12 protein-coding genes and 1 pseudogene are annotated in these 12808 nt (G+C 71.1%); 11 read left to right on the top strand and 2 right to left on the bottom strand.

Annotated elements, in window-relative coordinates:
- The first annotated feature begins 43 nt into the window (after positions 1-43).
- The gene (locus tag HS104_31595) at positions 44-823 is read left to right on the top strand and encodes a response regulator (GenBank protein MBE7484499.1); all 780 of its coding nucleotides are present in this window, start codon (positions 44-46) and stop codon (positions 821-823) included.
- A 7-nt stretch (positions 824-830) separates the two neighbouring features.
- On the opposite strand, the gene HS104_31590 is transcribed toward HS104_31595, so the two are convergent.
- Both HS104_31590 and HS104_31585 read right to left on the bottom strand, forming a co-directional pair.
- Entirely contained in the window at positions 831-2426 is a 1596-nt protein-coding gene (locus HS104_31590; GenBank protein ID MBE7484498.1) for a HAMP domain-containing histidine kinase, read from the bottom strand.
- A gap of 616 nt (positions 2427-3042) precedes the next feature.
- A pseudogene (locus HS104_31585) lies at positions 3043-3497 on the bottom strand (hypothetical protein).
- 33 nt (positions 3498-3530) lie between these two features.
- Here HS104_31585 and HS104_31580 point away from each other — a divergent pair.
- The 10 genes from HS104_31580 to HS104_31535 all read left to right on the top strand — a co-directional run bounded on the left by HS104_31580 (position 3531) and on the right by HS104_31535 (position 12807).
- Complete coding sequence (locus HS104_31580) at positions 3531-3797, top strand: hypothetical protein (GenBank protein ID MBE7484497.1); 267 nt, start codon at positions 3531-3533, stop codon at positions 3795-3797.
- A gap of 123 nt (positions 3798-3920) precedes the next feature.
- Positions 3921-4136, top strand: a complete 216-nt coding sequence (locus HS104_31575; protein MBE7484496.1) for a hypothetical protein — start codon at positions 3921-3923, stop codon at positions 4134-4136.
- Between the two features lie 12 nt (positions 4137-4148).
- A complete protein-coding gene (locus HS104_31570) occupies positions 4149-4412 on the top strand; it encodes a hypothetical protein (GenBank protein MBE7484495.1) in 264 nt (87 codons plus the stop codon).
- A 380-nt stretch (positions 4413-4792) separates the two neighbouring features.
- A complete protein-coding gene (locus tag HS104_31565) occupies positions 4793-6949 on the top strand; it encodes a hypothetical protein (GenBank protein MBE7484494.1) in 2157 nt (718 codons plus the stop codon).
- A gap of 4 nt (positions 6950-6953) precedes the next feature.
- Positions 6954-8939: a hypothetical protein gene (locus tag HS104_31560; GenBank protein MBE7484493.1), complete on the top strand. Its 1986-nt coding sequence runs from the start codon at positions 6954-6956 to the stop codon at positions 8937-8939.
- A 46-nt stretch (positions 8940-8985) separates the two neighbouring features.
- Entirely contained in the window at positions 8986-9312 is a 327-nt protein-coding gene (locus tag HS104_31555; GenBank protein ID MBE7484492.1) for an integration host factor subunit beta, read from the top strand.
- A gap of 76 nt (positions 9313-9388) precedes the next feature.
- Entirely contained in the window at positions 9389-10609 is a 1221-nt protein-coding gene (locus HS104_31550; protein ID MBE7484491.1) for a tyrosine--tRNA ligase, read from the top strand.
- Positions 10606-11631: a hypothetical protein gene (locus HS104_31545; protein MBE7484490.1), complete on the top strand. Its 1026-nt coding sequence runs from the start codon at positions 10606-10608 to the stop codon at positions 11629-11631. Before HS104_31550 ends, HS104_31545 begins: the two co-directional genes overlap by 4 nt.
- 109 nt (positions 11632-11740) lie before the next feature.
- The gene (locus HS104_31540; protein MBE7484489.1) at positions 11741-12256 is read left to right on the top strand and encodes a CarD family transcriptional regulator; all 516 of its coding nucleotides are present in this window, start codon (positions 11741-11743) and stop codon (positions 12254-12256) included.
- A complete protein-coding gene (locus HS104_31535) occupies positions 12253-12807 on the top strand; it encodes a cob(I)yrinic acid a,c-diamide adenosyltransferase (protein ID MBE7484488.1) in 555 nt (184 codons plus the stop codon). Before HS104_31540 ends, HS104_31535 begins: the two co-directional genes overlap by 4 nt.
- Position 12808 lies beyond the last annotated feature (1 nt).

The raw sequence follows: 12808 nt of genomic DNA, 5'->3' as shown, positions 1-12808 counted from the left end.
ATTCGGCAGAAGCCGGGTTCTTCGATACTATCTGGGGCCCCGCATGCCCTCGGAAACCGGACCTCGCTCCCGCCACAGCGTCCCGGCCGGGGGGCGCGGACCCGACGCGCTGGACGTCCTGGTCGTGGACGACGACCCGCGCTGGCGCGAGTACTCGGCGGAGCCGTTCGTGCGCCGCGGCGACCGCGTACGCACCGTGGCGGATGGGCTCGAAGCGCTCTCCCTGTGCGTGAGCGATCCGCCGGACGTCGTCTTGACCGACGTGAACATGCCGAGGATGGACGGCTGGCAGCTGCTCCGCATGATCCGCGCGCGCCCGAACCTGGGCGGCGTCCCCGTCGTGTTCCTGACCTCCCTGGACGGCGACGAAGAGCGCTTGAAGGGCTACCAGCTCGGCGTGGACGCCTACATCCCGAAGCCCTTCCACCCGGACGAGCTCCTCCTGCGCGTCCATCGCGTGGTGCGCCGACGCCGGCAGGCCGCGGAGGCCGACACCGCCGGCACGCTGCGCGGCGATCTGGAGAACGTCTCGGCGGCGTCGCTCCTGTCGTTCCTGTCCGTGGAGCGCAAGACCGGCATCCTGGTGGTGGTGGGCGAGCGCGTGGCCCGCGTGTTCCTGCGCGAGGGGCGCGCGCTGCGCGTCGAGCTCGAGGGTGATGGGCCGACGTTGTCCTCACGGGACGCGCTCCTGCACATCCTGGACTGGCACACGGGCCAGTTCGAGTTCAGCGTAGAGCGGGTGGGCGGAGTGGACGAGGTGCGCTCGGCGATCTCGGCCTTGGTGATCGAGCACGCGCGGCTCCAGGACGAAGAGGGGCGCTGAGCCCACTTCAGGCCGTCGCCTCACGCGAAGCGACGCCGCGTTCGCGACCGTTTCCCTCGCGCAGCCTGAGGCTGAGCGCGAATACGCTGCCGCGGGGCTCCGCGGGCTCGCACCAGGCGCGGCCGCCATGGGCCTCGGCGATGTGCTTGACCAACGCCAGGCCGATGCCGCTGCCGCGGATCTGCTGGGCCTGAGCGCCGCGACCCCGCTCGAAGCGCTCGAAGATGCGCTTCTTGTCCTCGGCGGCGATTCCCGGTCCCTCGTCGGTCACTCGGATCTCGATCTGCCCGACCGCCCGCCGGGCGCTGACCAGCACGCGGCGTCCGTCCGGCGCGTATTTCAGCGCGTTGTCCACCAGGTTGATCACCGCGATCTCGATGGCGCGCTCGTCCATCTCGGTGGCCGGCAGGTCGTCGGCCAACTCGAGCACCAGCTCCACCTGCTCGCGCAGCGCGCGCACCTTGCAGGCCTCGACCGCGCGCGACACCACGTCCCGGACGTTGGCGGTGGAGAACTGGTAGGCGGCCTTGCCGCGCTCGACCTTGGCGAAGTCGAGCACGTTCTCGATGAGCGACCCGAGACGCTCGCTCTCGGACACGATGATTTGCAGATATTGCTGGCGTTTCTCGTCGTTCTCGACGCGACCGCTCTGGAGCAGCTCGCCGAACATGCGCACCAGCGACAGCGGCGTCTTGAGCTCGTGGGAGACGTTGGCCACGAAGTCGCTCTTCAGGTTCGAGAGCTTGCGCTCTCGAGCCGCAGCCACGAGCACCACGGTGAGCCCGACCAGCACCACCAACCACGAGGTCCCGACCAGTGCTAGCTCCAGCGCGCGGCGTCGGGCGACCGCCTCGGTGAGCTCGGCAGCGCTCACCAGCGTGACGTTGACCCGCCACTTGTAGAGCGTGGTCTCGAAGGGCCGGCCCAGCGTGAAGCTGCCGCGGCTCAAGCTCGGGCCGAACACGATGCGCGAGCTCTCGTCGACGACGTTCACGCGCACGTTCTGATCGCGCTCGGAATAGAGCGCCGGAAACAGATCGTGCACCACACGCGGAACGTCGTGCCAGGCAACCAAGAGCAGACTCTTTCCGCGCACGTCGCGCTGCCAGTAGCTGACCAGGAAGGTCTGACCGTCGAGCGTCTTGTGCAGGTGGCGGAGCTGGGTCCGGGGCTCCGCCAGGTCGAGCTCGGGCAAGATCGACCTGACGAAGATCCGCCGCTCCGCCTCGGCCTCCAGCGGCGTCACGCGGGTGGCGAAGGCGACGACCTCGCGCTCCGTGGAGCCCAGGTCGACCAGGAAGACGTTGCTGACGGTGGGGGTCTGCCGCGCTGCCACCGCCAGCCACGCCTGTCCGAAGCCGTCGCGGTCACCGACGTCCACCAGCGAGAGCACGGCGTTGTCCTGCTCGATGATGCGCTTGTCGAGGCGATCCGCCTTCTCGTTCGCGAGCGTCAGCGTGGCCTCGACCACCGACTGCTCGCGCAGCTTCTCCAGCTGGAAGCTGTTCCTGAACGTGACGCCGAGCAGCACCACCACGGCGAACACGAGCGCCGGCACGAAGAAGAACGTGAGCACACGCTCCCTGCGGGTCCGGACGGCCATGGCCTCTCGAACATACCCGAAACGCTCCCAGGCGGGGCCGGGCCCGGGGAGCTCAGTGTTTGCCCAGCACCACGTCGGCGTCTACGACGATGGGCCGCTGCGCGAGGAACTCCGCCAGCTGCTCGCAGATGTAGTCCAGCGCGTGGGACTCGTGCTCGGTGTAGGCGCCTCCCCCGAGCGGGTTCGCGAGCTCGATGGCGCCGAGGTATCGGCCGTGCAGCTGCACGGGGCCGATGATGGCCACCTCCGGCACCACGCCGATCAGATTCCAGCGGCTGTTCCTGTAGCTCTCTTCGCTCGACGCGTTCCTGGTGACGGCGGCGCGAGTACCGCGCATGACGCGGCGGAACAGCGGCTCTTGATCCGGCGTGCGCTGCATGATCACCGCCTGCGGCGACGGGCCGATGGCGCGAACCACGACGAACTGCCGCGAGTTGATGTCGAAGACGTGAATCATCACGGCTTCGCTCGGTAGCGTTTTGTTGAGGATGCCGAGCACGAAATCCACGCCCGACATCATGTCGGAGATGAAGTGAAGGTCGTGCATCGACTCGAAGAGCTCGCCGATCAGGTCCTCGTCGGCGCGCCGCTTCAGCGGAGAGGTCGCGGGCGTGGGGATCGGCGCGGCGGCGGGCGCGGGCGCAGCGGCGGGCGCGGGCGCAGCGGCGGGCGCGGGCGCAGCGGCGGGCGCCAACACCGGAGCGGGAGCCGGCGCAGCGGCAGGCGCGGGCGCAGCGGCGGGCGCCGACACAGCGGGCGCAAGCGCAGCGGCGGGCGCGGGCGCAGCGGCGGGCGCCGACACAGCGGGCGCAAGCGCAGCGGCGGGCGCAGGCGCAGCGGCGGGCGCCAACACCGGAGCGGGAGCCGGCGCGGCGGCGGGCGCGGGCGCAGCGGCGGGCGCCGACACCGGAGCGGGAGCCGGCGCGGCGGCGGGCGCGGGCGCAGCGGCGGGCGCCGACACCGGAGCAGGAGCCGGCGCAGCGGCGGGCGCCGACACCGGAGCGGAGCCGGCGCGGCGGCGGGCGCAGGCGCAGCGGCGGGCGCCGACACCGGAGCGGGCGCGGGCGCGGGCGCCGCTGCCGTGGCGCCGCCGGCAGCGGTGCGGTGGCGGGTGCCGGGGGCGGCGCCGACACCGGTGACGACGGCGCTGGCGCAAACGGCTGCGCCACGACGGGCGGCGGCGGCGCGGACGGCGTGGGGCGCGGAACGGCCGGCGGCGGCGCGGACTGGGCCGCCGGGGCGGGCGCCGCTGCGGGAGTCGCGCCCATGAACTGGACGACGGGCTCGCCGCGCCAGTCCTTCCACATCAGCGTGGCCAGGGGCGGGCGCGCTGGCTTCTTCTCGAACACGTGGTCGAAGACCGCGAGCTGAATGAACTTACGCTCCGAACGGCTCTGCAGAGCGCTGGACAGCTCTCGGAAGCGCAGCCAGAGCAGGACCTCGGTGCTCGCGCGCTCCGTGCCAGGTTTCACCGCGTAGGCGTACTCGCGGTAGATGATCGGCGACTTCTCGGTCGGCTCCTCTTCGCGCTTCTTCACCACCTGGAAGTCGGGCTCGCGCGCCGCCTCCATGCTGCGCTGGGTCATCTGCCCGGGCGGGGGCTCGGGCCGTCCCGGTGGGGTCATCGGCTGGGTCGTCGATGACGGGGAACCGGCGCCGATGGGCGGCACCGGATCGGCCGGGACGGGGATGGGCGCGGGCTTCGGCTGAGGCAGCGGATCGGTGCGCGGAGGATGGGACTCCGGCGGGAGCGCCGCCATCGGATCGGTCTTGGGCCCGGCGGCGAGCGGGTCGCTGTGCGGAGGAGGCGACGCCATCGGATCGGTCGAGGGCACCGGCTCGGGTACCGTTTTGATCACCGGGCTCGGGCTGGGAGCGCTCGGCACCTTCGGCGGCGCGGGGAAGGACCCCGGCGCAGTGCCCCCGGGCTGGGGCGGTGGGGGCTGGGAGAGCGAGGCGTCGGCCGGCGCCTTGTTGACCACGTAGCGGATCTGCTGCGCCGGATCGACCGCCCGGTAGCCGTGCTCGAGCAGCTCGATGGAGAACTTCGAGAGCGGACCCGTGTCGCCGCGTCGCTTGCGCGCTTCCTGCAGCGCGGCCTGCCACTGCTTGGCCTCGAGGCAGTACCTGTCGATGGGCGTGTCCTCGCCGAGGCGAGACACCTCGATGAACCAACGCATCGTTATCCGGCGAAGCGGGGGGTGAGAAGCTCGATTTCCAAAGCGGGTGTCGCTCGGGGAGGGACCGGTAGTAGAGCGCCTCCGCCGGCTCCGGGCAAGCTTCGATTTGGCGGGAGTCTGGCGACAAACCCCGATCGCTTGGGCGCCGGGGACTCTGGCCAACCCCAAATGCTAAAAGCGGCCCCGATGGACTCGGGTCGAGGCAGCGGGGCGAACCGAGCTCCGCGCGGGCTCGGCGCGGCTTCCGAGCGCGCGCTGTACGCGCTCTTCGCTGGGGCTCTGACGCTGTGGGTGGCGTGCCTGTTCTACGCCTCGATGCGCCAGCAGATCCTCTACACGTCCGACCAGCCGCTCGCCGCGCCGACGGATTGGTCGGCGCCGCTGGACGACGTGTTCATCCACTTCGACTTCGCGCGCGCGAGCGCGCGGGGGCATCCGTTCCAGTGGTCGGAGGGCAACGGCTACTCGAGCGGCGGGACCAGCCTGCTCTACCCGTTCGTGCTCTCGCTCGGGTACCTGATCGGGTTCCGGAAGCTGTCGTTGATGGTGTGGGCGGGGATCGTGGCCTGCGTGTGCACGTTCGCGCTGCTCTTGGCCGTGCGGCGCCTGTTCCGCGAGCTTCCGCGCTACACGAGCTACCTGGCTCCGCCGGCGCTGCTCGGCATCGGCGTGCTCGGCTGGAGCTTGTTCAGCGGGATGGAGGTCGCGTTCTTCCTGGCGGTGTGGGGCGGCGCGTTGATCGCCTGGGACGACCTGGTGCACGGCGTCCCCGGCCAGCCGCGCGGGTCGCCGCGGGCCGCGGCGGCGCTCTTGGGTCTCTGGGGCGCCGTGCTGGTGGCTACGCGGCCGGAGGCCGGGGTGATCGTCGCCGTGCTGGCGCTCTCCGCCGGGCTCTTGCTGAAGCCCTCGCTCGGCGCTCGGCGCGCGTTGTGGATCCCGATCGTGGCCGGCGCGCCCGGGCTCGCGATCATCATCGCTCAAGCGGTGGCCAACGAGCTCTTCACCGGCGACAGCACCGCGGCCGGAGCGCTGGTGAAGCTCGAGCTGCACCATCCTCACCTGAGCGCTCAGCAAGCCTGGGACGCCTGGAAGTTCCACGTCGCGTACCAGGTGCGGCGTGTCGCGGAGTACCACCTGAGCGGGAACATGGTGGTCGGCTACGTCCCGTTCGCGCTCGGCCTGTTCGCGCTGATCCCCCGCGAGACGCGGCGCTTCGCGGCGGTGCTGTGGTTCTCTGCCGTGCTCTGGGTGCTGGTGGTGGCGCTGAACGGTCAAGTGCGCTGGCAGAACGAGCGCTACACGATGCCGGCCCTGACCTGGGTGCTGCTCGCGGCAGCGCTCGGCGTCGGAGCCGCCGTGAGCAAGAGCTTCGCGCTCGGCCGGCGAGGGCTCTTGTTGCGCCTGGCGGCCACGGCGCTCGCGCTCTCGGCGGTCGGCGTGTTCGCGTGGCTGCACCGGCCGAAGTTCCGCGACCAGGTCTGGTTCTTCGGGCGCGCGTCGCGCAACATCCGCGACCAGCACGTACGCACCGGGCGCCTGCTGCGCGACATGCTGCCGGCGCCTCCGCGGCGCGTGCTGCTCGGCGACGCCGGAGCCATCCCCTACGCGGCGGACCTGCCGGCGTTGGACATCATCGGGCTCGGCGGCATGAAGGGACTGCCCTTCGCGCGCGCCACGCGCCAGGGCGTCGGCGCGGCGGTGGAGCTCATCGAGCGAATGCCTGCGGCGGAGCGCCCGGACATCATGGCCATCTACCCGTCGTGGTGGGGCGTCTTGCCGCTCTGGTTCGGGCAGGTCATCGGCGAGGTGCCAGTGACCGGCAACGTGATCTGCGGCGGGGCGGCGAAGGTGCTGTACCGCCCGGACTGGTCGCCGCTCGAGGGCAGCGGCAAGCCCTTCTCCGTCTCCGAAGGCGACCTGATCGTGGACGAGCTGGACTTCGCGGACGTGGTCAGCGAGGGCGAGCACCGCTACTCGGCCAGCGTCGGCGTGCCGCACGTGGAGATGAAGCGGCTGGCTCACCCCAAGGAGCCCCATCGCGACTTGTTCGACGCGGGCCGCATCCTGCCACAGGGCGCGAGCGCGCGCTTCGAGCTCAGCGCACCGCCGCCGGGCAAGGCGGCGCGCCTGGTCGTGCGCCTGGCGCCGCCGAAGAGCGGCGCGCTGGCGTTCTCGCTGGCGGAACGGCGCTTGGGCGAGCTCTCCTTCGATCACGCCGATGGCTGGCTCGAGCTGTCCCTCGAGCTGCCCCCGGGTCTCGGGTCTGCACGCCTGCCGCTGACCCTCTCGGCAGAACGCGGCGAGCACTCGCTCCACCACCTCTGGCTGGTCCAGCCGCGGTGAGCGCGTGAGCACCTTCGGTCTGCCACGCGAGGGTGTGGGCTGGGCGTTCTTGGTCTTGGGCCTCGGAGCTCTCGCCCTGGCGGCGCTGCGCAGCGAGCCCGTCGCACGCTTCGTCCGGGCGCGCCCCGGGCTCACGCTCGCGCTGCTCTCGCTCGGGGCGGCGCTGCTCTCCTGGGGCTACTTGGTCCACTACCTGCGCGGCGGCCCGCGCATCATCGACGCGACCAGCTACTTTCTCGAAGCGCGCGCGCTGTCGCAGGGCTACCTGACGTTTCCGGTTCCCGACCCATCCGGCTCGTTCCGCGGGCGCTTCCTGTTCACGCCGCCGGAGGCGACCACGCTCGCCGTGCTGTTCCCGCCGGGTTATCCCGCGCTGCTCGCGCTGGGCTTCCTGGTGGGAGCGCCGCTCTCCGTGGGGCCGTTCCTCGCCGCGCTCCTGACCGTGGTCACTTACGCGCTCGCGCTCGAGCTGTTCGACAAGCGCGAGATCGCGCTCATGGCGGCGTGCCTCTCGGTCCTGTGCGCGGCGCTCCGCTATCACACCGCGGACACCATGTCGCACGGCTGGGCGGCGATCTTGCTCACGGCCACGCTGCTCGGCGCGCTCAAAGGCGGACGCGCGACGCTGCTCGCGGGCCTCGCCCTCGGCTGGCTCGTGGCCACGCGGCCGGTGACGGGCCTGGTGGGGTTGGCCTTCGCCGGCCTGCTCTGCGCGCGGCGCCGGCGCGTCGAGCTCGTGCCGCTTCTGTTGGGCATGCTACCGGGGCTCGCGCTCCTCGGCCTGCACCAGCACGCCGCCACCGGGTCGTGGCTGGGCTCGACTCAGCTCCGCTACTACGCCCTCGCCGACGGTCCCCCCGGCTGCTTCCGCTACGGCTTCGGCGCCGGGATCGGCTGCGTGTTCGAGCACGGCGACTTCGTGCGCGAGCGTCTCGCGGGCGGCTACGGGCTCGGCGCGGCGCTGGGCACGACCGGGCGCCGGCTGTGGATGCACTTCGGCGACCTCTCGAACGCCTGGCCGCTCTATGCGCTCTTGCTCTGGACGCTGTTCGCGGGCCGGCGCGAGCGCGCGGTGCGGCTCTCGGGCTTCGTGGTGGTCGCGCTGATCGCGGCGTACTCGCCCTTCTATTTCGACGGCAACTACCCCGGAGGCGGCGCGCGCTTGTTCGCGGAGGCGCTCCCGCTGGAGCACGCGCTCTTGGCCTGGGGCCTGAGCCGTCTGGGCATCGCTCGGTTCGCGCCGGGGGTCGCGTGTGTGGCGTTCGCCGTCCACGCCAGCCGGGAGCACGAAGCCCTGCGCGATCGCGAAGGCGGACGCCCGATGTTCGAGCCGCGCGTGCTGGCAGAGGCAGGTGTGCGCGCTGGGCTGGTGTTCGTGAACACGGACCACGGCCTGAACCTGGGCCTCGTGCCCGGCGCACGCGACGCGACGCACGGTCTGGTGGTGGCGCGGTTGCGCAACGACGCCCACGACTACCTGCTCTGGGACGCGCTCGGACGCCCCACCGCCCACCGCTACGTGTTCAGCCTGGACCGGCCGCCGCGCGTCGAGCCCTTCGTCCCGGCGCGGAGCTCCGAATTCGAAGCGGGCGCCCAGTGGCCCCCGCTCGCGGTTCGGCGCGGCTGGGCACACCCGGACTATCCGGGCGCCGCCTGCGCCGAGGGCCACTACGGGCTGCGCCTGCGGGGCGCTGCGGTGGAGCTCGAGCTGATGACCGAGCAGGTCGGCGAGCACCGGCTGACGGCCCGCTGGGTCCCCCTGGCGGACGGGCCGGCGGAGGTGACCCTCCGAGCCGGAGGCCTCTCGTGGACGGCCAAGTGGCCCGCCCGGGCCGGTGAGTGCTTCGAGACGCCGGGCCCACCGATCCCGCTGCGGAAGGGCCCTTTCCGCGTCGAAGTCGCGAGCCCTGGAGACGGCCTGGTGCTCGACGGGCTGGCCATCCGGCCCGCCCCCTCCGCGACGCCCTCTGGAAAAGGCGTTGACAATTGAGGCGTTAGGGCAAAGCATCAGGGCTTCTGGAGGAGGCTCGAGGGGCATGACCAAGAGCGAGCTCATCGAAGCCATCGCGGCCCGTGGGGAGCTCACGAAAGCCCGTGCCGAGATGGTCGTCAATTGCGTCTTCGACGCGATGACCGAAGCCTTGCAGAAAGGCGAAGGCATTGAAATCCGTGGCTTCGGGAGCTTCACCGTGCGGCCGTACAAGCCCTACGACGGGCGCAATCCCCGCACGGGGCAACCTGTTCCCGTTCCGGCCAAGCGCTTGCCGTTCTTCAAGGTCGGCAAGGAGCTGAAAGAGCTAGTGAACGCCAGCCGGCACACGGCGATCAGCGGCGGCGACGACAGCGACGACGACGACGACTGAGCAGCTCGCGGGTAGCTTTCCGGTCGCGGACGCGGCAAAGGAGAACGGAAATCACTCTCCTTCCTGAGCTTTACGCATGCCGACCGCCGAAGAGCAATTCACCGAGCTGAGCCGCGGAGTCGTCGATCTGGTGCAGCGTGACGAGCTGCTCGATCGGCTCCGAGCGGGCCGGCCCCTCAAGATCAAAGCCGGCTTCGATCCCACGCGCCCCGATCTGCACCTGGGCCACACCGTGCTCTTGCAGAAGATGCGTCAGTTCCAGGACTTCGGTCACGAGGTGACGTTCCTGATCGGCGACTTCACCGCGATGGTGGGCGACCCCACCGGGCAGAACGAGATGCGCCCCCGGCTGACCCGAGAGGCGGTCCTCGCCGCAGCGAAAACCTATCAAGAACAGGCGTTTAAGGTGCTGGACGCGGACAAGACGGTGGTCCGCTACAACAGCGAGTGGCTGGGCGCGATGTCGCTCGACAAGGTGGTCGAGCTCGCCGCCAAGCGCACCGTGGCGCGCACGCTCGAGCGGCGCGACTTCCGCGAGCGACTCGAGCAGCACAAGGACATCTATCTCCACGAGCTCCTCTACCCCCTGCTGCAAGGCTACGACTCCGTGGCGCTCCAGAGCGACGTCGAGCTCGGGGGAACCGATCAGCTCTTCAACCTGATGGTCGGCCGAGACCTGATGCAGCGCTACGGCCAGAAGCCTCAGATCGTCCTGACGACTCCCATCCTCGAGGGTATCGACGCCAAGATCGAGGACGGCCAGATCGTCGGAAAGAAGATGAGCAAGTCCGCGGACAACTACGTCGGGCTGACGGAAGCGCCCGTCGACATGTTCCGCAAGTGCATGCAGATCGACGACCAGGTCGTGTGGCGCTTCTTCGAGCTGCTCTCCTCGCGAACCAGCGCCGACATCGCCGAGCTTCGAGCCAAGGCCGATCCGATCGGGACCAAGGCGGCGTTCGCCAGCGAGATGGTCTCGCGCTTCCACGGCGCGGACGCGGCGGAGAGCGCGGGGATCACCTTCCGCGCCACGTACCTGGGCGACGGCGTGCCCGCGGAGGTGCCGGAGGCCGAGGTGCCCGCCGAAGGCGGCAAGCTCCTGCTCGCCAAGGCCCTCGCCCACGCCAAGCTGGTCAGCTCCAACGGCGAGGGCCGGCGGATGATCCAGGGCGGGGGCGTCGAGGTCGACGGCGCCGTCGTGAAAGACGCGCTGTTCGAGCTTCGACCGGGGGGCCAATACCTGGTCCGAGTGGGCTCGAAGAACCGGCGTTTTTGCCGGATCCGGGTCGCCCCGTGAGGGGTCTCGGCGCCCTGTGCCTGGCCGCGGCCCTGGCGCTCGGCTGCGGCGCCGGCGCGCCGCCTCCCCCAGCCGACAAGCCCGCGTCGGCGACCGCCCCTCCGCTGCACGACGGCCCGCTCACCGACTACGTTCCGTCGGCGGGCCTGCGCTGGATGGTCGTCGGTCGCCCGAAGGAGCTCGCGTCCGACGCCTCCCTCGCCAAGGCCATCGAGCTGCTCCTTCCGGGCGAGCGCCTCGATGCCTTCTCGAAGTCGAGCGGCATCGATCTTCGGACCCTGGACGCCGGGCTGATCGCCGGCTTCGATCACGCCACGCTCTACCTGGCGGACGCGCGCACCGGCTCGAGCAGCGCAGAAGAGCGCTTCGCGGAGCGGCTCTTGGCGGGAACCCGGGTCGCCCGACCGCACCCGCGCATCCACCGCATCGCGGGCGTCGTCGGCCAGACGCCGGAGACGCTGGTGCGCGTCGACGGGCGATTGGTCGCCGTGTCGGTGGGCTCCGCGCTGCCGGCCCGCATCGTCGAGCTGTACGCGCGGCAAAAGCTCGCCAAGTCGCCCTCGGCGCTGCGCGGCTCGGCGCTGTCGTCGCTGCCGGTCGCGGAGCTCGAGACCTCGCCGATGCGCTTCTACGCCCCCGGCCCGTTCAGCGGCGACTGGACCCGGGGCGCGCGTGGCCTCCTGGCTGCGGCGACGGCGGTGGGCATCGCGGTGCGACCGGCGCCGGAGGGCCGACTGTCGGTCGTCGTGGTGATCGCGGGCAGCTTCGGCGGCGGCGACGCCGACCCGGCCACGCAGGTCGGGCAGGCATGGACGGACTTGAGCCAGAGCGGTCTCGGCAAGCTGCTCGGTCTGGACCAGGCAGCGGCCCCGTCCGTGGTCGTGACGCCGGACGCGCTTCGACTCTCGGTCGAGCTGGCGGCCCTGCCCCTGGCCCAGGGCCTGCGCGCCGCAGTGATGGCTGAGGTCTGGGAAATCCTGGATCTGAGCCCGCCAGCCGCCAAGGAGCCGCTGCCCCCCTGAGCGAATATGCCGGCCGGGACGCGTCGTGATTGACCCGGACACTCCGCTCGTAGTAAGCGCCGCAGACTCGTCGTTCAGGGGGACCCCGACGAGACGAGCAGGAGCCGATATGCAGTCGCAGGTGAATGGTTCGAGCGCGCCCAGTTTCAAGGTTGGAGACAGGGCCGTGCATCCCGCCCATGGGGTCGGTGAGGTGGTTCAACTCGAGGAGCGCGATTTCGGGGGACATCGCACCAGCTGTTACGTCCTCAAGATCATCGACTCGGACCTCAAGGTCATGGTGCCGCAAGAGGCAGCCGCCCGCGTCGGGCTGCGGCCGGTGATGAAGAAGAAGGAAGCCGAGAAGATCCTCGACATCCTGCGCGCCCCGGAGGTCGCGGTGGACGTCCAGCCGTGGAACCGCCGCTTCCGCGCCTACACCGAGATGTTGAAGAGCGGGCTGCCCGCGGAGATCGCCAAGGTCCTCCGCGACATGTACCGACTCAAGTTCGACAAGGACCTGTCCTTCGGCGAGCGCCGCCTGCTCGACCAGGCGCGTTCGCTCCTGATCCAGGAGCTCGCGCTGGCCAAGAAGGTGACCGCCGCCAGCATCGAAGGCGAGATCCAAGAGATCTTCTCTGCGTGAAGATCTACACGAAGACCGGAGACTCCGGCTCGACCGGGCTCTTCGGCGGCGAGCGTGTGGACAAGGACGACGCTCGGGTCGACGGCTACGGCACGGTCGACGAGACCAACGCGGCCATCGGTGTGGCGCGCGCGGCGGGCCTGACCGTCGAAATCGACGCAGTGCTCGCCGCGGTGCAGTCCGATCTGTTCACGCTCGGCGCCGAGCTGGCCTGCGTCCCGGGCCACGAGGCTCGGCTCAAGCTCGCGCTGCTCGGCGGGCCCGACATCGAGCGCCTGGAGCGCGCCATCGACACCGCCGAGGAGGGCTTGGCCCCGCTCACGAGCTTCGTGCTGCCCGGGGGCACGCCCGGCGCGGCGGCGCTGCACGCGGCTCGCACCGCCTGCCGGCGCGCGGAGCGCCGGGTCGTGGCGCTCCGGCGTGCGTCGCCGGTACGCGACGAGGTGATCGTGTACTTGAACCGGCTGAGCGACCTCTTGTTCGTGCTGGCTCGGCGCGCGAACCACGCGGCCGGCGTCACCGACGTGCCCTGGGTGAAGTCGGGCGCTTGAC

The sequence above is a fragment of the Polyangiaceae bacterium genome, assembly GCA_015075635.1.
GTDB lineage: Bacteria > Myxococcota_A > Polyangia > Polyangiales > Polyangiaceae > JADJKB01.
This window is presented reverse-complemented; position numbering and strand designations above follow the sequence as displayed.

Bases quoted from the DNA above. Each gene is read 5' to 3' on its own strand.
- HS104_31595 (MBE7484499.1), top strand. From the start codon at position 44: ATGCCCTCGGAAACCGGACCTCGCTCCCGCCACAGCGTCCCGGCCGGG.
- HS104_31590 (MBE7484498.1), bottom strand. From the start codon at position 2,426: ATGGCCGTCCGGACCCGCAGGGAGCGTGTGCTCACGTTCTTCTTCGTG.
- HS104_31575 (MBE7484496.1), top strand. From the start codon at position 3,921: ATGATCGGCGACTTCTCGGTCGGCTCCTCTTCGCGCTTCTTCACCACC.
- HS104_31565 (MBE7484494.1), top strand. From the start codon at position 4,793: ATGGACTCGGGTCGAGGCAGCGGGGCGAACCGAGCTCCGCGCGGGCTC.
- HS104_31555 (MBE7484492.1), top strand. From the start codon at position 8,986: ATGACCAAGAGCGAGCTCATCGAAGCCATCGCGGCCCGTGGGGAGCTC.
- HS104_31550 (MBE7484491.1), top strand. From the start codon at position 9,389: ATGCCGACCGCCGAAGAGCAATTCACCGAGCTGAGCCGCGGAGTCGTC.
- HS104_31540 (MBE7484489.1), top strand. From the start codon at position 11,741: ATGCAGTCGCAGGTGAATGGTTCGAGCGCGCCCAGTTTCAAGGTTGGA.